General features: G+C 66.3%; 19 protein-coding genes and 1 pseudogene. 14 read left to right on the top strand and 6 right to left on the bottom strand.

The window, feature by feature from the left end; translation table 11 throughout:
- Positions 1 to 64 precede the first annotated feature (64 nt).
- The 3 genes from ACQPZQ_RS17965 to ACQPZQ_RS17955 form a co-directional block, all read right to left on the bottom strand.
- On the bottom strand, positions 65 to 868 hold the full coding sequence (locus ACQPZQ_RS17965) for an ABC transporter permease (protein ID WP_433297175.1): 804 nt from the start codon (positions 866 to 868) through the stop codon (positions 65 to 67).
- A 73-nt stretch (positions 869 to 941) separates the two neighbouring features.
- Entirely contained in the window at positions 942 to 2036 is a 1095-nt protein-coding gene (locus ACQPZQ_RS17960; protein WP_433297174.1) for an ABC transporter permease, read from the bottom strand.
- Positions 2033 to 3409: an ABC transporter substrate-binding protein gene (locus ACQPZQ_RS17955; protein ID WP_433297172.1), complete on the bottom strand. Its 1377-nt coding sequence runs from the start codon at positions 3407 to 3409 to the stop codon at positions 2033 to 2035. The genes ACQPZQ_RS17960 and ACQPZQ_RS17955 overlap by 4 nt, the downstream gene beginning before the upstream one ends.
- A gap of 1742 nt (positions 3410 to 5151) precedes the next feature.
- Between ACQPZQ_RS17955 and ACQPZQ_RS17950 the strand changes: the two genes are divergently transcribed.
- From ACQPZQ_RS17950 to ACQPZQ_RS17940, 3 genes are all read left to right on the top strand, one after another.
- Positions 5152 to 5382, top strand: coding sequence for a ferredoxin (locus ACQPZQ_RS17950; RefSeq protein WP_433297169.1), 231 nt, complete (start codon positions 5152 to 5154; stop codon positions 5380 to 5382).
- A gap of 113 nt (positions 5383 to 5495) precedes the next feature.
- The gene (locus tag ACQPZQ_RS17945; protein ID WP_433297167.1) at positions 5496 to 7163 is read left to right on the top strand and encodes a DUF6282 family protein; all 1668 of its coding nucleotides are present in this window, start codon (positions 5496 to 5498) and stop codon (positions 7161 to 7163) included.
- 181 nt (positions 7164 to 7344) lie between these two features.
- A complete protein-coding gene (locus ACQPZQ_RS17940; RefSeq protein WP_433297165.1) occupies positions 7345 to 8367 on the top strand; it encodes an amidohydrolase family protein in 1023 nt (340 codons plus the stop codon).
- A 337-nt stretch (positions 8368 to 8704) separates the two neighbouring features.
- On the opposite strand, the gene ACQPZQ_RS17935 is transcribed toward ACQPZQ_RS17940, so the two are convergent.
- Positions 8705 to 9580: an LLM class flavin-dependent oxidoreductase gene (locus ACQPZQ_RS17935; protein WP_433297163.1), complete on the bottom strand. Its 876-nt coding sequence runs from the start codon at positions 9578 to 9580 to the stop codon at positions 8705 to 8707.
- 319 nt (positions 9581 to 9899) lie between these two features.
- Between ACQPZQ_RS17935 and ACQPZQ_RS17930 the strand changes: the two genes are divergently transcribed.
- Complete coding sequence (locus ACQPZQ_RS17930; RefSeq protein ID WP_433297161.1) at positions 9900 to 10631, top strand: PIG-L deacetylase family protein; 732 nt, start codon at positions 9900 to 9902, stop codon at positions 10629 to 10631.
- A gap of 36 nt (positions 10632 to 10667) precedes the next feature.
- Here ACQPZQ_RS17930 and ACQPZQ_RS17925 read toward each other — a convergent pair whose 3' ends face one another.
- Positions 10668 to 11168, bottom strand: coding sequence for a Dps family protein (locus tag ACQPZQ_RS17925; protein ID WP_433297159.1), 501 nt, complete (start codon positions 11166 to 11168; stop codon positions 10668 to 10670).
- Between the two features lie 287 nt (positions 11169 to 11455).
- Between ACQPZQ_RS17925 and ACQPZQ_RS17920 the strand changes: the two are divergent.
- The 10 genes and pseudogenes from ACQPZQ_RS17920 to ACQPZQ_RS17875 all read left to right on the top strand — a co-directional run.
- A pseudogene (locus ACQPZQ_RS17920) lies at positions 11456 to 11743 on the top strand (DJ-1/PfpI family protein); the annotation flags it as partial.
- A 556-nt stretch (positions 11744 to 12299) separates the two neighbouring features.
- Positions 12300 to 12599, top strand: a complete 300-nt coding sequence (locus ACQPZQ_RS17915) for a hypothetical protein (RefSeq protein ID WP_433299734.1) — start codon at positions 12300 to 12302, stop codon at positions 12597 to 12599.
- Between the two features lie 87 nt (positions 12600 to 12686).
- A complete protein-coding gene (locus tag ACQPZQ_RS17910; protein ID WP_433299269.1) occupies positions 12687 to 13316 on the top strand; it encodes a TetR/AcrR family transcriptional regulator in 630 nt (209 codons plus the stop codon).
- A gap of 439 nt (positions 13317 to 13755) precedes the next feature.
- On the top strand, positions 13756 to 14700 hold the full coding sequence (locus ACQPZQ_RS17905) for a LysR family transcriptional regulator (protein WP_433297157.1): 945 nt from the start codon (positions 13756 to 13758) through the stop codon (positions 14698 to 14700).
- Positions 14697 to 15374 carry a DNA-3-methyladenine glycosylase family protein gene (locus tag ACQPZQ_RS17900; protein ID WP_433297155.1) on the top strand — a complete coding sequence of 226 codons (678 nt, stop codon included), beginning with the start codon at positions 14697 to 14699 and terminating at the stop codon, positions 15372 to 15374. Before ACQPZQ_RS17905 ends, ACQPZQ_RS17900 begins: the two co-directional genes overlap by 4 nt.
- A gap of 59 nt (positions 15375 to 15433) precedes the next feature.
- Positions 15434 to 16129, top strand: a complete 696-nt coding sequence (locus ACQPZQ_RS17895; protein WP_433297153.1) for an HAD family hydrolase — start codon at positions 15434 to 15436, stop codon at positions 16127 to 16129.
- Positions 16126 to 17280: an alkaline phosphatase family protein gene (locus ACQPZQ_RS17890; RefSeq protein ID WP_433297151.1), complete on the top strand. Its 1155-nt coding sequence runs from the start codon at positions 16126 to 16128 to the stop codon at positions 17278 to 17280. The genes ACQPZQ_RS17895 and ACQPZQ_RS17890 overlap by 4 nt, the downstream gene beginning before the upstream one ends.
- A gap of 101 nt (positions 17281 to 17381) precedes the next feature.
- Positions 17382 to 18398: an HpcH/HpaI aldolase/citrate lyase family protein gene (locus ACQPZQ_RS17885; protein WP_433297149.1), complete on the top strand. Its 1017-nt coding sequence runs from the start codon at positions 17382 to 17384 to the stop codon at positions 18396 to 18398.
- A gap of 173 nt (positions 18399 to 18571) precedes the next feature.
- Positions 18572 to 19531 carry a DUF5996 family protein gene (locus tag ACQPZQ_RS17880; protein ID WP_433297147.1) on the top strand — a complete coding sequence of 320 codons (960 nt, stop codon included), beginning with the start codon at positions 18572 to 18574 and terminating at the stop codon, positions 19529 to 19531.
- A gap of 41 nt (positions 19532 to 19572) precedes the next feature.
- On the top strand, positions 19573 to 20361 hold the full coding sequence (locus ACQPZQ_RS17875) for an oxidoreductase (protein WP_433299267.1): 789 nt from the start codon (positions 19573 to 19575) through the stop codon (positions 20359 to 20361).
- A gap of 39 nt (positions 20362 to 20400) precedes the next feature.
- Here the strand turns inward: ACQPZQ_RS17875 and ACQPZQ_RS17870 are convergent, their stop codons facing one another.
- Complete coding sequence (locus ACQPZQ_RS17870) at positions 20401 to 22059, bottom strand: RecQ family ATP-dependent DNA helicase (RefSeq protein WP_433297145.1); 1659 nt, start codon at positions 22057 to 22059, stop codon at positions 20401 to 20403.
- Between the last annotated feature and the right edge of the window lie 23 nt (positions 22060 to 22082).

Here is a 22082-nt window from a genome sequence, read left to right as displayed (position 1 = left end):
AATGTGCTCTCCGCCGCGCGACGGTCATCCGGTGCTGCGGTCGAGAGCGGAGGGATCAGCACGCTCATCTCACATTCCAGCGGGCTCGCATCGCGTCTCCGAGAAGGTTGAAAGCGAGGGTGGAAACGAACAGGAACATGCTCGGAAACAGCACGAGCAACGGTTCGGTCGAGATGCTCTGCTGCCCCTGGTAGATCATGTTCCCCCAGCTGGGGCTGGGTAGGGGCACGCCGAGCTGGAGGAAGCTCAAGGCCCCTTCGACGACGATGATGATCCCCATTCCGAGCAGGGCGAAGGTGATCAACTGCGGAAGGATGTTGGGGGTGATGTGGCGGAAGAGAACGCGGCCGGTTCCCGTGCCGCTCAACCTGGCCGCCGTCACGAACGTCTGCTCGCGCAGGCGAAGCGTGGCTGCCCGTGCGGTACGGGCGAACGCCGGCACGCTGAAGAACGAGAGCGCGAAGATCGTGTGGCTGACGCTCGGCCCCAGACTCTGGGCGATCGCCAGGGTGAGCACCAGTGACGGAAACGCGATCAGGACGTCGAGCACGCGCATGATCACCGCGTCGATGACACCGCCCCGATAGGCGGCGAAGGCCCCGAGCAGTCCGCCGAGCACGAGGCCGATCACGTTCACCGCCACAGCGATGGCGAGCGAGACGCGGCCGCCGTACAGGAGACGGGAGAACACGTCGTTGCCCACCGAATCGGTGCCGAGGAGATGCCCGGGCGACAGCGGTGGTAGGTCCGAGTCGATGATGCTGCCGCCGATCGGATCCGGAACCGGAAGGACGGCGGGCACCAGGAAGCACGCGCCGAAGACGACGATCAGCAATGCGAGGGGAACTGCGAGCTCCAGCCGACGCACCCACCCTCTGCGGGTTCGTCTCCGCGTGGCACCCGTGCTGTCCGATTGCGGGCCGCCCGATGGGAGGAGGGCGTCAGGCGATGCGCTGACCATAGCGGATCCTCGGGTCCAGAATGGCGTACAGGATGTCGGTGAGGAGGTTCACGAGAACCGTCGCGGTGGCCATGAAGAGCACGATCGCCTGCACGACGATGACGTCGCGGTTGTTGATGGCCTGGATCAGTTCCTGACCGATGCCGGGGAGGGCGAAGATCTGTTCGCTGATCACCGTGCCACCGAGCAGGTTCCCCAGATTGAGGCCCACGATCGTGAGCAGGCCGAACAGGGAGTTGCGCAAGGCGTGGCGGGTCAGTACATGGAAGGGGCTGATCCCCTTGGCACGCGCGGTGACGACGTAGTCCTCCTGCATCTGGTCGAGGATGTCGCCGCGTAGCAGCCGGGTGTAGAAGCAGAACAGTGGGAAGCCGATCGCGACCGCGGGAAGCGTGAGCGACCAGATGTTCTCCAGGATGTTCTCCTCCAACGGCACGTAGCCGATCGCCGGAAAGAGGGGGATGTACACCGCGAAAACGATGACGAGGAGGAGCGCGAGCACGTAGTTCGCGATGGACAGGCCCGCCATGCTGACCGCCATGCTCACCCGGTCCACGAGCCCTCCCGGTCGGCGGGTCGCGAGCAACGCCACCGGCATGGTCAGGATCAGCGAGATGCCGAGCGCGTAGACCGCGAGCTCGAGGGTCACGGGCAGGCGCTCGGCGAAGATCTCGGTCACGGGCTGCCCGCTCGCCAGCGACCGCCCGAGGTCGCCGGTGAGCACTCCGCTGAGCCAGTCCCAGTACCGCGTCACGAGCGGCCTGTCGAGGCCGAGCTCGACCGTGAGCTGCCGGACCTGCTCAGGCGTCGCCTCCGCTCCCAGGAGCTGCTGTGCGGCGTTGCCCGGCAGGACGTTCAGCACCACGAAGGTCAGGGCGGTGACGCCCCACAGCACCGGAATCGCGGTGGCGAGCCTGCGCAGCGCGAGCCGGAGGCTCGGCGACTGCACGACGGCCATCGCGCGCCCGGCTATCTGGCCGGGATGCTGGTCGGTGGCGTGAACGGGCTGGGGGCCCGCCTGAGTGGTGGTGTCCACGGCGGTCCCGGAAGCCGGCTCCGGGGTGCGGATGGTCATGGGTTCTCGATCCAGACCTCGTCCCAGACCGGGAGGAGCGACACGCTCGCCATCGGGATCTTGGTCGACACCCCGGGCCCATGGACGTTCTTGCGAGCGACCGCAGCGGGCGCGACGGCGATCATGAACGGCGCGTACGCCTCGTCGCTGATGTACTTGGCGACGTCCCCGTAGAGCCGGCCTCGCTCGGTCTGGTCGAGGGTCGCCGCCGCCTGGCCGATCATGGTGTCGAGGTTCAGGTCCTGGACCCCGCTGTACGGCGCGCTGGAGAGGAACCGGAACGGTACTCCGGAGCTCACCCCAGGGTCGAAAGCTCCGTTGCTCTGCAGAGCCGCCTGCCATTTCTTGCCCTCGAGCTCCTGGATGGTTCTGGGCAGCTCGTAGGCGTGGATGGTGGTCTCGATCCCTGCCTGTTGCCACTGGCTCTGCAGGACCTGCACGGTCTCGGTGGCCACCTTGTCCGTGCCGCCGAAGAGGTCGACCTTCAACCCCCCGAGCTGCGCGACGAGCTGCTTCGCCTTGTCCAGGTCGAAGGTGCGATAACCGGGGACCTCGGGCTGGTAGAAGAGGCCTCCCGGCCCGGTGAACGACTGGGTCGCCGGGTACAGGCCGTCGAGCAGATGAGTGCGGATCGCCTCGGTGTCGGTGGCGTAGTAGATCGCCTCACGCGCGAGCTTGTTGTCGAACGGTGGGACCGCCGTGTTGAGCTGGATCAGCCACGGCGACGTGCCGTCCTGCTGACTGACCGTCAGGTTCGCGTTCTGGCTCGCCTGCTGGACTATGGAGGGAGTGGTGAGCGTGCTCGCCTGCGCCTGCCCGGCCTGGATCGCCTGATAGGTCGGCTGGTCGCCGACGATCGCCTTGAACACGAGTCCGTCGAGGTAGGGCTGGCCTTGCTTCCAGTAGCCCTCGTAGCGCTTGAGCACGATCTCCGAGCTGACGACGTTGCTCACGACCTCGAACGGACCGGCACCCACCGGCTTCAGGCTGAACTCCTGCTGTCCCATCTTCTGCACCGCGGTGGGGGAAGCGATGCGGTTGACGCTCGTGCTGACGAAGACGTTCATGAGAGCCGCGTACGGGCGGCTGAAGTTCAGGACGACCGTGTGATCGTCCGGCGTCGTGATGCCTCCCTCGGCGAGCGGCGGCCACGACGCGGAGGGGCTGCAGACGCACGCCGTCTTGAGGTCGCGGTCGATGTTCCATGCGACGGCCTCGGCGTTGAGCGGGGTGCCGTCCTGGAACATCACGCCCGGCCGCAGAGAGATCGTGAGGCTCTTCCCGTCGTCGGAGACCTGGTAGCCGGATGCGAGATCAGGTTCGACCTTCCCGCCGTCGGCCAGCTTGAACAATCCGCCGAAAATGGCGCTCAAAAAGAGTGATGGCGCCGCTCCGGCGGAGGCCGGATCGAGCCCTCGGGGCCAGGTGGATGTCACTCCGTTGGCCAGGTAGGTGAGAGTGCCGCCGCGTTGTGGGGGGCCGGCAGAAGCGTCATCGCTACTCGTCGTCGCACGTGGGGAGCATGCCGCCGCAAGAATCGATACGACGGCGATGCCGAGCACGATCCATTTCCGTGGACGCGCCATTAATCTCACTCCAGATCTGGCGATTCCGGCTAGCGGAAGAGCTTCCCGTGAAGGGGAAGAGTGCTTGACCTTTGCGGTTGCCACCGGCGGTTGTTCGGTGGCGTTCGACGATGGGGCTTCAGTGCGGCTACCGACCTGGTCACCCACGGCAACAACCCTCCCCCGTCGTGTCGGCGTGGCTTGCGCTCACCCCTAGGCCTCTGACGGCTCACGACGAGGGCGCTGCACTGCGCTACGACGGGATTGTTAGCAATCTTGTCACGAGAATCGTTGAAAACACCGGCCGTGTCAACGCCCAGTTTCGGTCGAAAATGATCTTCGCAATGCTAACTAGTCCTGACATTACGACGGCTGTACATGATCTACGGTGACGGCGTCATGCCTCGGCGGCCGGCACGAGCAGGCCCCTCGACCAGCGATGTCGCACCGACCCCGGCAAGAACTTCGATGGCACACCCACGGCCGCGCAGCCCTTGACGGACTCGAAGCGAAGGTGCGACATTGAGATCGTTCCGTCAGGACAACATTGGCGACATTCTTGTAGACAACCGCGCCATACGTCGGCGCCGGCCCTGGATCGTCACCATCCGCGCATTGCGGTCGCGTTCCTTCCGTGACCCTGTACGGCGGCGGCCCCTGACGCAGCTCGTCACATTCGGTGACGGCCGTGCCGGGCATGTGGGCAGACCAGAAGGGGGCACGACTTGCTGACCGAAGAGGCCACCGACCATCCATGGCTGGTCGGATCGGTCCCCTCACCGCGACAGATGTCGCGCCCGCGCACGCGACATTCGTACGCGGTGCGCAGAATGTGCGCCACACAGCAGACGACTGACCGCGGAGATTCCGCGTGCTGCCACCCAGCCAACGCGGTGACGGTGAAATCGCCATTCATACAGGCTGCCAACGCCACGCGGGAGACCGGCGTGCCCGGAATCCTCGCCGTCCGGCGAACCGGGCGGCCGTCGTCGGCGCTTCGGTCACCGGACTCAGCGCGGCTCGTTCATTCCGGCGCCGAGAATTCTCCGGCGAGATACTGCTCGCCGGCGGGGAGGAACACCGGCCCTACAGCCGGCAGCCGCCGTCCACACAGTTCCTGCCCGACGCGGCCCGGGCGGCGGCCGACGGGTACCCGGCCCTCCACGGATCCCTCCGGATCGACACGCTCACGAGCCGCCGTGCGGTCGGGCTGGACCTCGAACATCAGCTGGTCGCCCAGGACGGCGGTGAGTCTGCCGTTCTCCGGTCAGGTGATCGCGACGGGGACGATGCCCCGCGGACTGCCTCGGCTGGTCGGGCAGTACGACACGCATCTCCAACTCGTCGGCCGGAGTACAGGTGCCGACAGCGGCCGGTCGGCCCATGCCGACGGGCCGAACGTTCCTTCGTCATGACATATGAATTCGCGGCCGAACCGTGGGTGCCCTGGCCGTCAACCGTCCGCAGGATCTCGGGTCGTACCGCGCGCTCATCGCGAACGGAACGGCCACCACGACGGGGTGATGGGCCATGGCGAGAGGGAGGAAGTCATGAAGGTCTGGATCGATCAGGACAGGTGCACCGGCGCCGGCCTGTGTGAGCTGCTCGAACCGATCGTCTTCACCATCGGCGACGACGGGTTGGCCGTGGTGCACGACGGGGATTCCCTCCTCCCGGCCGGTCCCGCGGGCGCGGTGACCGTGTCGCCCGAGAGCGAGCGCCAGGTGTTGGAGGCCAGCCAGGCATGTCCCGGACGTTGCATTCGGATCGATTCCGAGTGACTGGCCGGGCGTAGCACCCCCCGGCGAGATGTGCCGTACGTCGCCGCGGCAAGGGCGACAAGCCGGGGCTTCGCATGAGAACCCCCGGCGTCACACCTCACAGGAGAAGAAACGTGCCGAGATCTTTCCAGGACACCCAGCTCGTTAACGGCTCAGAGCCGAATGAACCGGCGCCGGAGCATCCGACCGTCCTGGAAATGATCCGCGAAGCGATCATGCGAGGTGAGTTCGTACCCGACCAGCGCCTGGTGGAGGCCGATCTTTCGGAGCGCTTCTCGGCCAGCCGCAGCGCGGTGCGCTTCGCACTGCTGCAGCTGACCAGCGAAGGACTCGTGGAACGCATTCCGCATCGCGGGGCCCGGGTGCGGGCAGTGTCGTTGGACGAGGCCATCGAGATCACCGAGGTCCGGATGGTCGTAGAAGGCTTGTGTGCAGCCAAGGCGGCAGAACGGGTGACTGATGCCGAGGCATTGGAGCTGCGCAGGATCGGCATCCGCATGGCGGATGCGGTGTCGGCCGGCGACGTACTCGGCTACTCGGAGGCCAACCGCCTGCTACACCAGCGGATTCGCGAGCTCAGTGGCCAGGCCACCGCCGCGCGCGTGCTGGAGCACTTGCGTGCCCAGAGTGTCCGCCACCAGTTCAGGCTGGCTATGCAGCCAGAGCGGCCCGGGGTCTCACTCCCCGAGCACCAAGCGATCATCGACGCTATCTGCAGCCGCGATCCCATCGCAGCGGAAACTGCGACACGGCTCCATCTCACGAGTGTGATTGAAGCACTCAGGACGACTTCGATTACGACGATTGAGACTGACATGGATAATCATCCGACACCTTCGGAACGGGCTCGTGAAATTGTCAAGGGCGCCTACGACGTGCACATTCATGTTGCACCGGACGTGATGCGCCGCCGCATCGACGACCTCGCGCTCGCGCCGAGATTCGCGGAGGTCGGGCTGGCCGGGTTCGTGCTGAAGTCGCACTACCTTCCGACCGGGGAGCGTGCTGCCGTGGTGCGCGCCGCGGTACCCGGCTTCAGTGCGGTCGGCGCCATCACCTTGAACGGTTCGGTGGGGGGAATGAACCCCATCGCCGTGGAGCTCGCAGCCCGCAGCGGCGCCCAGGTCGTCTGGATGCCAACAGTCGACAGCGCCAATCAGCGCGAGTGCACCGAGCGCGATCCCGAGGGGGCGCGGCCGCCGATGTGGGCGCAGTTACAGCAAGAGCTGCGGGACGAGGGCATGGCGGCCGATCCCGTCGAGGTAGTCGGTTCCGACGGGCGGGTGCTCGAGGCCACCCGGCAGGTGTTGCGAGTCATCGCCAAGCACGACATGACTCTGGCAACCGGCCATCTCAGCGCGGCGGAGATCGACACCGTTGTGGACGCCGCCCTCGTCGTGGGGGTGCGTCGCATCGTCGTCACACATCCCGAGTTCACCTCACAACGGGTGGCGATAGACATGCAGCGGCGGCTCGCGGCGAAGGGGGCGTTACTGGAGCGCTGCTTCACCACTCCGTACACCAGAAAGGTCTCGTGGGAGCTGTGGCTGGAGAACATCCGGGCGGTGGGTCCAGAGCACTCGGTGCTTTCGAGCGACCTCGGACAGCCGTTCAACCCTCCCGTCGAGGACGGGCTTGCCCTGCTGGCCGACCGGCTGCTCGCCGCGGGGTTCACCGAGGACGAGATACGGCTCATGGCGGTGCACAACAGCCGCTGGCTGGCCGGCGTCGACGAGCAGCGGGTTGGCCTCGACCTCACCGCCGCCGGGAGAAGCTCATGAGAGCCGCGGCGAATTCGGCGACGCGCTCCCGGGGCGCGATCCGCAACGAGGCGAATAGGTGCCAGGACGGTGATGTCCTGGTGGTGGCGCCGACGTTGCGGTCGGACGCGGGGCATTTCTCCGTCGATCATCCCGACAGCAACGGCGCGGTCGTAGCGCCCACCGGACAGGAGACGCCCCGATGATCATCGACTGTCACGGACACTTCACCACCGTCCCCACCGATCACACCGACTTCCGCAGCGCCCAGCTGGCCCGCCTGGCCGACCCCTCGCTACCCGAGCCCGCGCTGTCGGACCCCAGCGACGACGCCGTACGCGACGCCATCGAGAACAACCAACTCAAGCTGCTGCGCGAACGCGGCGGCGACATGATGATCTTCTCCCCACGCGCATCCGCCATGCAGCACCACGTCCCCGACCCCCACGTCGCCCGCCAATGGGCCCGGGTCAACAACGACCTCATCCACCGGGTCGTCGGGCTGTTCCCCCAGCACTTCATCGGAGTCTGCCAACTGCCCCAGACCCCCGGCGGATCCCTGGATGACTCCGTGACCGAGCTGCACCGGTGCGTGGAACAGCTCGGGTTCGTCGGGGCCAACCTCAGCCCCGACCCCTCCGGCGGGCACTGGACCTCACCCCCGATGACCGACCCCTACTGGTTCCCGATCTACGAAGCACTGGTCGAGCTCGACGTCCCAGCGATGATCCACGTCTCCGCCTCGTGCAACCCGGCCTTCCACGCCCTGGGCGCGCACTACATCAACGCCGACACCTCCGTGTTCATGCAGCTGATCGAAGGCGACCTGTTCACCCGCTTCCCCACCCTGCGATTCGTCATCCCCCACGGCGGCGGCGCAGTGCCCTACCACTGGGGCCGCTACCGCGGACTGGCCGACCGACTGGGCCGCCCCCCGCTGCACGAGCACGTGATGAAGAACGTCTTCTTCGACACCTGCGTCTACCACCTGCCCGGCGTGCGCCTGCTCCACGAGGTCATCGACACCGACAACATCCTGTTCGCCTCGGAAATGATCGGCGCCGTCCGCGGCATCGACCCCGAAACCGGCCACCACTGGGACGACACCAAACGCTACATCGACCAACTCGGCCTCACCGAGGACGACCGACGCAAGATCTTCGAACTCAACACCCGCCGCGTCTACCCACGACTCGACGCCCAACTCACCGCCGCAGGACGCTAGTCGCCGGTGGCAGAACACTCGGTGCGGCGGCCCATGCCGAACACGCCGGCCTCGGCCGCCGCACGGTCAGCAGTGAGCGCAGGGACCTGTTGCCGGTGCCCACGCGCCCTCGGAAGCTGTGTCGGCCGGGCCTGGCGCGGTGCGAAGGCGCACTGAGAGGCGCTGGACGGCACAGCGTCCGGCACAGCGGCAGGCAAGGGTCGAACCTTCGCTGTCGGTGCCGGCCCGCGCCACGCAGCACCGCGCCGACGGGGTGACGCCGGTCCGAGCGCCGGCGCATCGTGCGCGTCGGAGGCTTTCCCATCGGCTCACCGGGGGACCGCGAAGATCATCCGGATCACAGCTTGGGGAGAACCTGCGCCGCGATGTCCTCCAGCACGTCCTCACGGCCCGCGAAGACACCATCCACGCGCGGCCAGGGCGCCACGATGTCGGTGAAGCCGAGCTCGTCCGCCCGGGAGAGGAAGTCCCGGTAGCACTCGACGGAGGACAGCGCGTAGACCGGTGCCGAGTCGAACTGCAGGACGCGCTGGACCTCTCCCCGATCCCTGCCCTCCCTGGCCAGAACGTCGTCGAACCGGTGGGCAGCCGCTGCGACGGAGCTCCACCACTCGTCGAGGCTCGGAGCGGCGCGGGTGCCCATGGTGATCCACCCTTGCCCGAACCGGGCGGCCACCGCCATCGCTCTCGGCCCGTCTGCGGCCACGACGAACGGCAGCCGGGGCTGCTGGACGCAACCGGGCGCCCTGCGCGCCTCGAACGCCTCGTAGAACTCGCCCTTCCAACTGACCGTGTCGGTGGTCAGCAGCGCATCCAGGAGCTCGACGAACTCGGCGAACCGACGGGTCCTGCCGGACAAGCGCTCACGGACGCCGAAGACCCGTGAGTCGTAGTCGCCGTCGCTCCCCGAGCCCACGCCGAGGATGAACCGTCCGTCGGAGATGTCGTCCAACGCCGTCAGCTCCCGCGCGAACGGAACGGGGTGGCGGATGTTCGGTGATGCGACGAGCGTGCCGAGCCGGATCCGTGTGGTCGCTGTTGCGGCGGCGGTGAGCGTCGGCACCGCGCCGAACCACGGGCCGTCCACCAGCGAGCGCCATCCCAGGTGGTCGAAGGTCCACGCGTGGTCGAACCCGTACTCCTCGGCCGCACACCAGCGGCGCTTCGCGTCCGCCCATCGGTACTCGGGAAGGATGACGATCCCGGCCCTCATGTCCACACCCCGCGTTCAGGCACCGTCGTACTCCATTCCTCCGGCACCGGCCGTCTCCGTGCAGCCGGTACACGCCTCGTGAGCAATGCCATGATCACGAATGCCGGGCGGAGCGCCCCAGGCGGGATCCCCGCGCCGTAGCCGCCCCGCAGCACGACGCGCCGGCGCGTGTTCCCGACGAACTTCTCGATCGGCGCCATTTGCCGATAGCGTCGGTGATCCATGCCAGCGACGGAGGGGTTCGACCGTGAACGAGAGCGAGCCGGCAAGCCTTCGCCGACGTGGCCGACAGACAGTGATCGGCCGAGGGTGATCGGCGATGGACAAGCCTCTCCAGCTACTGGATGAGTCCTTCTCCCGTGTGCTGGCCATCGTCGCGCACCCGGATGATCTCGAGTACGGCACAGCCGCCGCGGTGGCGCGATGGACAGCGCAGGGCAAGCAGGTCGTGTACTGCCTCGCGACGAGTGGCGAGGCCGGGATCGACGGGATCGAGCCGGAACGCTGCGGTCCGTTGCGAGAGGCCGAGGAACGCGCGGGCGCGGCGCTGGTCGGCGTGGACACCGTGGAGTTCCTCGGTTACCCCGACGGCGTGCTGGAGTACGGGCTCGACCTTCGCCGGGACATCGCCCGGGCCGTGCGGCGGCACAAGCCGGACGCGGTGATCACCGGCAACCACCATGAGACCTGGAGCCCCGGCGTCTACAACCAGGCCGACCACATCGCGCTCGGTCGGGCGGTGATCGACGGGGTGCGGGACGCGGCCAACAGGTGGGTGTTCCGCGAGCTCGCCGACGAAGGACTCGCACCCTGGCGCGCCTCCCAGATCCTGGTCCCCTGGAGTCCGATCGCAACACACGCCGTGGACGTCACCGACACGTTCGATGCCGGGGTCTCCTCACTGCGGGCGCACTCCGAGTATCTGCGCGGCCTTGGCGATTCGGACGCCATGAGCGACCCGGAAGAGTTTCTGGCAGCCCTGGCTCGTCCGGTCGGCGCAAGCATCGACACCCGTTATGGCGTCGCGATGGAAGTCATCACTTCCGATTGATCAAACCCGGCCGCAATCGCTGCCGCACTCACTCCGTCAGGCGCTGTGATTCTCCGCGCTGATCATCCAGGCGTACTTCTCCAGATCATCGATGATCGCGTGCAGCAGATCGGCACTGGACGGGTCGTCCGCATCGACATCGTCGTGAACGGTCCGCATGGTCGCGGTCGCAGCGGCGATGCGATCGGTGATCAGGTCGACCACCGTGGCGGTGTTCTGCTCGCCTGCAGGAAAGGCCGGCAGACTGGTGGTGGCGGTCACGGTGTCGGAGCGTCCGTCAGGGCTCGCCTGCAAGGCCCGCAGCCGCTCCGCGATGGTGTCGCTGGCTTCGCGGGCGATGTCGACCAGCTCGTCGAGCTGCAGGTGCAGGTCACGGAAGTTCTTACCGACGACGTTCCAGTGCGCCTGCTTTCCCTGCAGATGCAGTTCGATCAGGTCGACCAGGACGACCTGAAGGTTGCTCGCCAGCCGCGCCGGGGCAACGAAGCGCTCGGCAACGCCGGTCCGCCGCCGGGAGTCGGCGCGAGACGGGGTCATTGCAGTCATATTCACATGGCCTTTCTTCTGACTCATTTTCTGTTGCGTGAACCAGCTGGCAGCTCACATTCCGGGACCGATGTCATGGTATCGCGAAGAAGAACAACCGGCCGTAGCGATCGAACGACGCGCAGTGCCGGCTTTCCCGATCAGTTCGGCGGCTCGCAGACCGGCCACGTGTCCGAAATGTCTATCCTCGTGATCGTTTCAGCCACGGGCTACGCCTTTCACGTAAATCTGCTCTACGTCGAGCCTGCTCGCCCCGCCGGCGCCGGACCCCCGCGTGGGTGGCCGTACATCGCACGATTTCGGACAGATTGCGCTTCGACACTCCTGGTCATGGCGATGACGTGCTCCCGGCCCGCCCTGTCGACCCGGAGCTGCGCGAGGCCGTCGCGAGCATCGCGGCACAGTCGGGCAGGGTCTGCTCGATCTGCACGGGAGTCTTCATCCTCGCCGCAGCGGGGCTGCTCGACGGCCGCCGCGCCACCACGCACTGGCGTCACATCGGCGGCGCTGACCAGGAGCTGCCCGGACATCGTCGTGGAGCCCGACACCATCTTCGCCGCGACGGCACGACGTTCACCTCAGCCGGCGTATCCGCAGGGATCGACCGTGCATTCGCACTGCTCGAGGACGACCACGGCGAGGAGCCGGCGCGGCAGGTCACGCAGTCGCTCGTGGTGTTCCGCCAGCGCCGACGCGAGCAGTCACAGTTCTCCCCCACGCTGAGCGGCCCCCGTCCGCGGACTTCGGCACTGCACTCCGTGTTCGACGCCGTGGCCGCCGACCCGGCTGGCGACCACTCCACCCCGAAGCTCGCCGCGATGAGCCCGCGCCACGTCACCCGTCTGTTCCACGAAGGGCTCGGCACGACCCCCACCACGTACATCGAGTCGGTGCGCTCGCCGAGGCCGCCGAGCGGGTCGGCTACGGGTGCCCCGAATCGTTACGCCACGCGTTCGTGGCACGACTCGGAGTGTCACCGAGGCCTTACCAGCAACGATTCCGCTCCGCCCGAAGGCGCGATGCAACAGCCGGCAGCGGAACGTCACGGACACGCTGAACCATCTGCTACCTCGGGCCGAATCGACGGCTCCGCCCCCTCGCGGTCGTCCGTCGTGTGTCGGGATGCCAACCCGGGTACCCGCACCCATGGCGAAGTGGGAGCACCTGCATTTCTCCAGCCAGTCGGTGCCCGGTGCCGGTGGACCCGCCGGCGATGCGCGCACACCGGACGGGCAGAGCGCGCTGCGGCTGCACGCGGGGATCGCCACCATTGCGTTCGTGCTGTCCACCCTCGTCACTGTGATCTTCTTTCTCGAGGGCGAGACCGTGCTCGGCATCATCTTCGGGGTGATCACGCTGGGCTGCATCGGCGCATTCGGGTGGGCGACCGCCAGCCTGCGACGGGCACGCCTGAGCCGGTAGCCACATCGGAACCTGGCGGGGCCGGCACCACCGCGGCGTCGCAGCTGATATTGGATCGCTTGTCCCAAAACGTGTTACCGTCGGGTGATGCCCCGCCCCAGGACGTTTGACGAGGACCGCGCCGTCGACGCGGCGATGCGAACGTTCTGGGCCAACGGCTACGAGGCCACCACCACGAGGGAGTTGTGCGCGGCGACCGGTCTCGGCCGCAGCAGCATCTACAACACCTTCGCCAGCAAGCACGACCTCTTCGAGCGGGCCCTCGCCCGCTACATCGAGACGACGACCGCCGCCCACCTGGCCATCCTGAACGACCCGCAGCTGTCGGCCATGGAACGCATCCGCGCCTTGTTCGCCATGATCATCGAGGCGGAGCAGGAAAACCGGCGCGACGGGCGCGGTCTCGGCTGCCTGACGGTCAACATGACGGTCGAGCTGGCCGGGCGGGACACAGAGACAGCCAGGACACTGGAGCTCGACGTGGAGCGCCGCCTCGAGGCGATGCGAGCGGTGATCACGACCGGGCAACGCGACGGCGACATCGCCTCTCGTCGCGATGCCGACGCACTGGCCCTGTACATCAACACCGTGATCGCCGGAATCCGCGTCGCTGCACAGGGGGGCGTCGAACGCGCCGCCCTCGAGGCGATCGCGGCGACGGCAATGGACGCACTCTCTCACTCAACTGCCGCGAACGGCAGCAATACGGGCATTTAAGGATCATCATGCACACCGAGTGGCCGACGACCCCGATCGCCGGTGCCACAAGTACAAGTGTTTTTCTCGCCCGTCCGATTAATCGCAACGGTCGATGAGTTGCCTTCAGGTCGGCGATAGAAAACCATGTACTCTCGACTTCATATCCAACCGAGTCAGAGTTTGCGCCGTAGGTGATTCGCGAGAGTACATGGACAGTCAAGGCACCGTGCGTCACCCCACCAGGAACGGACCCGTATTGATGACACCCCTCCGCGCAGGCCGGACCGCCGCGCTCGGGTACTGCCGTTCGACTCCATGGCTCATCAATACCCGACCGCGCCTGCGGCCTCACCAGGAGCACAAAACGAAAATGATCCGCCTTCGATGAAGAAGGATTTCCGTCAAACGTCGATTGGCCTCACCTTGATGACTCGCATTTTGAATCGGAGCGAATGAGTTGCAGCTCAAGCAACTGGAGTACGTGATCGCGCTCGCCGAAACTTCCAGCTTCACCAGCGCAGCCCGGCGGTGTGACGTCACTCAATCAGTGCTGAGTTACCAGATTGCCCGGCTCGAAGAGGAACTCGGAGCGAGACTGTTCGAGCGCACGACCCGAAGCGTGCGAATTACTGAAAGAGGGCTCATCCTGCTGGCCCGAGCACGGATGATCATCGAGCAGGTAACCGCCATCAGGCATGACGCCGAATCCCTGACCGAGCTCCGCAGAGGCCGCCTACGAATCGGAATCAGCCCTGCCGCAACTAGTATGCTGGACTGCGTTCGCAGCATAGGTCAGTTTCATAACTCCCATCCTGGAATTCACATCTCCGCGCGCTGCGCAACCGCCTTCGAAAGTATCCGCGCAGTAGCCGGGGACTGTCTCGACGTCGGAATATGCGAGCAACTGCCACGGTATCCCGAGGGGATCACATTCCACGAGCTGGTGCCCAAGGAGAGGCTCATCGCGGTGGTCTCGGCGACCCATCCGCTGGCCGGGAAGATCCATGCAAGCCTGGCCGAACTCGCCGAATCAGGATCGTTCATCGAGTCTCGGGCCGACAGCGTCCTGCGAAGAAGAGTGGACGATGCATTCCACGAGGCGAAGGTCGATCGAACCATCGAGTTGGAGCTCGGCCTCGAGGGAGAGATCGTGCAGTACATCGCAGAACATGGCGGCGTCGCGATCGTTCCGCATGCATTCATCAGAACACCGGTCGGGTCCGACAGGCCGGATATCAGCGTGCTGCACCTGGACGGAGCCGAGCTGACCGTCACACTCGGCGCATACACCAAGAAAGACGGCCGCTCCGCAGCGGCGGACGCTTTCATTCGCCTGCTCACTGATGAACCTTCTGATCGAACTCCGATTCCGAGGGGGGCAGGCGTACCATCGGCCGAATGATGCGGAGCGCGACGACTCCCGAGCACCACTTACGCCGCGCCGACCCCGTACTGGGCGCAATCATCGACAGGGTCGTGCGCGAGAACGGCGGCACCCGGCTGACGCTGCCGCCCGATCCAACGGCGCCGACCGATCCGAACATCCCGACCGACCACTACAGCATGCTCATACGCGCGATCGTCAGCCAGAACATCTCGCTCATCGCGTCGACCGCGATCTATCGGAGACTGAGCGAGCGCTTCGGCGGCCGTCCGCCGACGCCGCGAGAAATCCTCGACAACGATCCCGACGAGCTGCGCCTGGCCACCGGCCTCTCCAGAGCGAAGACGATATCCCTCCACTCGCTCGCCGAGCACATCGTCTCCGGAGAACTCGACCTCGAGCAGTTGCACGAGTTGCCCGACGACGCGGTGGTCACGCAGCTCGTGGCGGTCAAGGGCATCGGCACGTGGACCGCCCACATCTTCCTGATGTTCCACCTGCACCGCCCGGACGTACTAGCCGTCGGCGACCTCGAGATACGCCGCTGCGTCCAGCACGAGTACGGGCTGCCGGAGCGGCCTCGCCCCGCCGAGCTGGAAGAGATCGCGGAGCCGTGGCGCCCCTACCGAACGCTCGCATGCATGTACCTCTGGCAGATCGCGCACACCAGGCCACAGCTTCAGGTGTACTGACTTGGTGGTCCCGTCCACGCGGCGAGGGCTGCGGAACACAGGGCGACCGAGGAGGGCCGATGCCAGGCGGCGGCGTGGAGGCGGTGGTCTTCGACCTCGATGGCGTGCTCGTCGACTCCGAGGAGCTGTGGGACGAGGTGCGCCGTGCGGTGGCCGACGCGGCCGGACGACCTTGGCCTGCGGATGCGACCCGTGAGATGCAGGGAATGAGCACGGCGGAGTGGTCCGCATATATGACCGACACGGTGGGCGTCCCGAGCAGGCCGGAAGCGGTCGCGACCACCGTCATCGACAGCATGGCTGCCCGCTACGGCACGAGACCGCCCCTGCTCCCCGGCGCACGTGAGGCCGTGCTGCGGCTGGGCAGCCGGTGGCCGCTCGGTCTCGCGTCCTCCTCTCCGCGGAGATTGATCGACGCTGTGCTGGAGTCGGCGGATTTCAGCACCTCGTTCGGGGCCACCGTCTCCACCGAGGAGGTGGGCGCGGGCAAGCCCTCCCCCGCCGTCTACCAGGAAGCAGTTCGGCGGCTCGGTGTGTCCGCGGCGCACGCCGTGGCGGTGGAGGACTCGAGCAACGGGCTCCGGTCCGCGGCGGCGGCCGGTCTGGGCGTCATCGCCGTGCCCAACGTGGCCTTTCCGCCGGACGACAACGCCCTCATGCTGGCCGGTGTCGTCGTCCGCTCACTGGACGAGATCTCCCCACAACTCGTTGTCACAGCTGCCGCAACGCCTGCACAGCGTGCTCGCGGCCGATGAAACCTCTGGTACCGCAGTACGGTGCCGCCGCACTCGCGGACGTTGTCCCGTCGATTCTGGCGGGGCTCGGCGTGCCGGACATGACACCGATCCTCGGGCTCCCCGGGGCGCGCAGGGTTTGTCTCCTTCTGGTCGATGGGCTGGGATGGAAGTCGCTGCGCTCCCGCGAGGCCGAGGCCCCGTTCCTGTCGTCGCTGGCCTCCGAGCGTGAACCCATCACCGCAGGCTTTCCCGCGACGACCGCGACCAGCATCGCCGCGCTCGGCACTGGCCTACCACCGGGCGAGAACGGCGTCGTCGGCTACTCCTTCGCCGCTGCCGACAATGTGATGCTCAATGCTCTGGGGTGGCATCGTCACGCTGACGGTCGCCCGGTGGACCTGCGCTCGCGGATCGTGCCGGAGGAGTTCCAACCTCATCGCACCGCGTTCGAACGCGCGGCCGACGCCGGCGTCGCCGTCAGCATCGTCGCTCCGCGTGACCAGAACGGCAGCGGCCTCAGTCGTGCGGTGCTGCGCGGCGGCCGGTTCATCAGCGCACACACCTTGGGCGACCTCACCAGCAGAACGCTGGAGGCACTCCGCGCTCACGACCGCGCCTTCTGCTACGCCTACCACGGCGATCTCGATGTGCTCGGCCACGTCTACGGACCGAGCAGCGACCCATGGCGTCACCAACTCGCGTATGTGGATCAACTCGCAGCAAGGATCGCCGACGGACTCCCCCACGGGGCGATGCTCGTGATCACGGCCGACCACGGCATGGTCGAAATCGCGGCTGACGATCGCGTCGACCTGGACAACGAACCGCTGCTACAAGACGGGGTTCGGATGCTGGGTGGAGAGGCGCGCGCTCGGCACGTCTACACGGAATCGGGCGCGACCGACGACGTGTTCGACGCTTGGCAGGATCTCCTCGGTGACCGAGCGTGGATCCTGCGCAGGGACGACGCCATCGCGGCGGGATGGTTCGGGCCCCAGGTTGACGACCGCGTTCGTCCGCGCATCGGCGATCTCGTCGTCGCAGCACAAAGAACCCTCGCCATGACTCGGACGCGAACCGAGGTACGGCTCAGCAGGTTCGTCGGACAACACGGGTCACTCACTCCGCACGAACAGCTCGTTCCGCTTATGGTGTTCCAGAAGGGATAGATCGGCGCATACCGGCCATATCCATCGAATATGGATGCCGGCAAACCGGGTGCGTTGAATTCATCGTGACCCACGTTCAGTTTCACGCCGTTCGACGATCAATGGAGAGAAGTGAATATATTGACCCCGAACGCTCCCTTGCCTACGGTCGTCACGAGGTGGCGACGAATCGGCTACTCCAAGAAAGGGGACGAAATGAGAGCAGGTCAGCATTGACCAGAACTGGAGGAGTCGACGCTCGTACGTGGTTGCTCGTTCCCGGCGACCGTCCGCACCAGTTCAGCACACCTGCGGATGCCGAAGCGGACGCAGTGATTCTCGACCTGTCCGACACCGTCGCACCCGAGAACCTGGAATTTGCTCGTAGCGCGGTCGCAGAGCACCTGTCCTCGGGCGGTAACGCGTGGGTACAGATGAACGGATCGGGTAGCGGTCTCTGTCGCGGCGACGTTCGCGCGGTCGTCCGCAGTCCGGGCCTGCGGGGAATCGTTCTGTCCAGAACCGAGTCGGCGGAACAGGTGCGAGACGTCAAAGCGCAGCTGCGCGCGGGCGTGATGATCGTGGCGCTGGTGGAGACGTCCACAGGTATCGAGAATGCACGTGCGATCGCCGCTGCTCATGGCACTCTGCGTCTGGCGTTCGGATCGGCGGATCTCCGACGTGAGCTGGGGATCATGGGCGAGGCGGGCGCCCTGCTCTATGCACGTTCGCGACTGGTGATGGCCAGCCGCGCGGCCGGGTTGCCCGGCCCGATCGACGGTCCGACCATCGACCCGGACGACCTGGTCGGGCTCGCCGAGGACCTGAGGCGCTCGGCCGGGCTCGGCTTCACCGGCAGGCTGTGCCTTCACCCCCGGCAGGTCCGCATGACCAACTCGGCGTTCGCGCCGGCCCAGAACATGCTCGCGTGGGCACGCCGGGTGCTCGCCGCCAGCCGCGCCTCACCCGGTTCGGCCGTGCGCGTCGACGGAGAGATAGTCGATTGGTGGCACATCGATGCCGCCCGGTACCTCGTGGATCGAGCCACCCTCTTCGATCCCACGGAGGGGCCCGGGCTACTTCGTGCCCGCGTTGGCGCCCGAGCACGCAACGAACATCACCGGAATGGTCATCCATGACTCCGTCATGGGATCTCTGAAGAGCACACGATGAACCCACGCCATTCCTGACGAAAATGAGATCCCTACCGTCGACGGCGACCGCGCCGGTTCCTTCGCCACGGTATCCATGGGCGCGGGTGCCGGGTAGCTTCGGGCGTCGATGGCATGCATGGCGAATCGAGGTGGTTATCGTGACACCGCAGGATCCGGTGCCAGCGAGCACTCATCCGATTACAGAACGCCCTGACGATACCGCCGACTGGCCCATACTGCCGGTTGCGCAATGGCGACCCACCCGAGACACGCTGCACCTGTGGACCCAGATCATCGGAAAGATCCGGCTCGCGAACTCGCCTTTGGTCAACCACTGGTGGAACGTTCCGCTCTACGTCACCTCACGCGGGCTGACCACCTCATTGATCCCGCACAACAGCGGCCGCAACTTCCAAATCGACTTCGACTTCCACGACCACGAGTTACAGATCACGACGTCCGACGGTGGATTGCGATCACTGCCCCTCGAGCCGCGCACCGTCGCCGACTTCTACAACCGAGTACTGAACCATCTGAACGACCTCGGCCTCACCACCCGAATCTGGCCGATGCCGGTCGAGATCGAGGGCGCCATCCCGTTCGACAAGGACGACGAGCACGACTCGTACGACCGCGACCACGTGCGGCGCTACTGGCGAACGCTGGTCCAGATCGACCGGGTCATGCACGCGTTCCGCAGCCGGTTCCTGGGGAAGGCGAGCCCGGTCCATCTGTGGTGGGGCGCTCTCGACCTCGCGACCTCCCGCTTCTCCGGTCGCCCCGCGCCTCCACACCCCAGTAGCGCACCCCACCTCGGTCCGCACGTCATGCTGGAGGCCTACTCGTGCGAAGTGAGCAGCTGCGGCTACTGGCCAGACGGCGACCAGGGCCTGTTCTACTCCTACATCTACCCCGAACCCGACGGGTTCCGCGACGCCCGTGTCCAACCCGACGGCGCTTACTACAACGAGGAACTCGGCGAGTTCGTCCTCCCCTACGAACGGATCCTCGAAAGCGCCGACCCGGATGATCTTCTCCTCGATTTCCTGCAAACCACCTATGCGGCTGCAGCAGATCACGCCGGATGGCAGCGATCAACGCTGGAGCGAACTACATGACGAAGCGATGGTTTTCCTGTACGGAAAGGAAGCGCTGAGTGATGGACATGCACGTTGACGGCAAGACAGCCGTTGTGACAGGGGCCAGCAAGGGCATCGGCCTGGCGATCACCCAGACCCTGGCGGACGCCGGGGCGCACGTGATCGCAGGAGCGCGCACTCGAACAGCAGAACTCAAAGAACTGATCGACGCAGGTAGAGCGACCTTCGTGGCGGTAGATCTGACGGACCCTGCTGCGCCCGCCGCACTGGTGGCGGCCGCGGTCGAGCGCGGTGGACCCGACATCTTGATCAACAACGTCGGGGCTGCGACTCCCCGCCCGAACGGCTTCACCAGCATCACCGACGACGACTGGGACCTGACGTTGACGCTGGGGCTCATGGCGACCGTGCGCACGACCCGGGCAGCCGTACCACCGATGGTCGAACAAGGCAGCGGCGTGATCGTGATGGTGGGCTCGGTGAATGCGTTCCTGCCCGATCCGATGGTGCTTGATTACTCCGCCACCAAGGCCGCCATGACGAACTTCGCGAAGGGCCTCTCGAAAGAGCTGGGACCACGGGGAATCCGGGTCAACTCGGTGAGCCCCGGCCCGGTGACGACCGACCTGTGGCTCGGGGACAGCGGCATAGCCACGACGCTGTCGAATACGAGCGGCGAGTCCCCGGAAGCGATCGCGGCCTCCGCCGTCGCCGCCACGCCGCTCGGGCGGTTCAGCACGCCCCAAGAAGTCGCTGACCTGGTGATGTTCCTGACCAGTGACCACGCGGCGAACATCACCGGCGCGGACATGACCATCGACGCCGGAATGATCAACACGGTTCGGTGAGGGTCTGACGGGCGCACGCTCCGCCTGAGCGGGAGCTGCTCACCGCCGATGCAGGATCCCTGATGACAGCGTTGACGCGGTCAGGTGTTTGTAGCCGACACTGTCGAAGTAGACCAGAAGCTCGTGGTCGTCTCGGCTCAGCATCTGTCCCTCTCCCCAGAGGCGATGGCGCACCGGAATCCCACCGGTGACCGAGGGACGGGAAGGTACCGTCGGTTTCGAGAACTGATCGTTGTCGCAGTTCTCGCAGGGAGGGGTATAGCTCTCGCCGAAATACGCGAGAAGTTCCGCCCGACGGCATCGCGTACTCTCCGCGTACTCTCGGGCGGCGTTGAGACGGCTGGACAGCACGGCTTGCCGCCGTTGATCCAGCGCCACCAGTTGATCGGTCAGATCGACGGGACGGGGTAGATCCTGCTCAGGCTCGACAACGCGCTGGTGACCAGATCCTGCAAGTCTGACGAATCCCAGCTCACTCAGTTCGTTGACCACGCGGTCGACAGCGTGCGCATGCACCTCGGAAGACTCGACCAGATCTGCAACTGCAACCTGCCCGCCGGCGTTCTCGATTGCATCGACGACCCGATGAAGTGTCTCTTCGCCCAGGTGCGTGCGCGCCGCGAGGCTTCGGGGTATCCGAATGGTCCGCGGGTCGTGCACCAGGATCGCAGCAGCCGGCTCTCCGTCCCGGCCGGCTCGCCCGATCTCCTGGTAATAGTCGTCGATGCTTGCAGGGACGCCCGCATGCACCACGGTCCGGATATCAGACTTGTCGATTCCCAGGCCGAACGCGCTGGTGGCGACCACGACATCCAGCCGTCCCGAGAAGAATCTGTCCTGAACGTCCGCCCTGGCGCCGGCAGCCAGACCGGCGTGGTACGGAGCCGTCCGGAAGTCGTCGAGCCGGAGCCTGTCGGCGAGCGACTCGCATCGTGCGTGAGTGAGCGCGTAGACCAGGGCAGGAGTCTCTTGCTGGATCACCACGTCGACGCAACGATCGTCGACAGCGCGGGCCTCCGGCTTGCTGGGCTGGGTCTGCCGCATGGCGAGCGATATGTTCGGTCGGTCGAAATCGGCGACCACTACTTCCGGGGACCGCATTCCCAGGCGGCGCGTGATGTCCGCCTGCACGGGCGGCGACGCCGTCGCCGTCAAAGCGAGGATCGTCGGTCGGCCGAGTTCGGCGATCGCGTCGACCAGCCTCAGGTACTCGGGCCTGAACTCCTGGCCCCACTCGCTCACGAGATGCGCCTCGTCGACGACGAACAGGCCGACGTCACGTGCGCCGGTACGTACCGCATCGCGCGTCTCGGAGTTCGTGAGTTGCTCAGGTCCGATGAGGAGAAAATCGAGGTCTCCCCTGGCCAGATGCGTAAGGGTGTCCTGACGCTCGTGCGCCCTCTGAGAGGAGTTCAGCAGCTCGGCTCCGATAGGCCGCGGCGCTCCGTAGCGGCGTCCGGCGATCGACCTGATCTGGTCGCGCTGCAAGGCGATCAGCGGCGAGATCACCAGCGTGAGACCGCCGAGAGAGAGGCCTGCGACTTGGTAGATGGCGCTCTTTCCGCTGCCTGTCGGCAGCACGGCCAGCGTGTCACGGCCCGCAACGACCGCATCGACCGCCTGTTTCTGGGAAGGCCGCAAACTGAAGTCGAACAGCGCGCTCGCTACCGCGGCAGGCGTGAGGCTTGGGCCGGACATACCTCGAAGATACCCAGGGAGTG

The sequence above is a fragment of the Pseudonocardia sp. CA-142604 genome (genome assembly GCF_050948475.1).
In the GTDB taxonomy this organism is placed as follows: domain Bacteria; phylum Actinomycetota; class Actinomycetes; order Mycobacteriales; family Pseudonocardiaceae; genus Pseudonocardia; species Pseudonocardia alaniniphila.
Note: the sequence above shows the minus strand (reverse complement) of the source record. Positions and strands in the feature narration are given on the sequence as shown.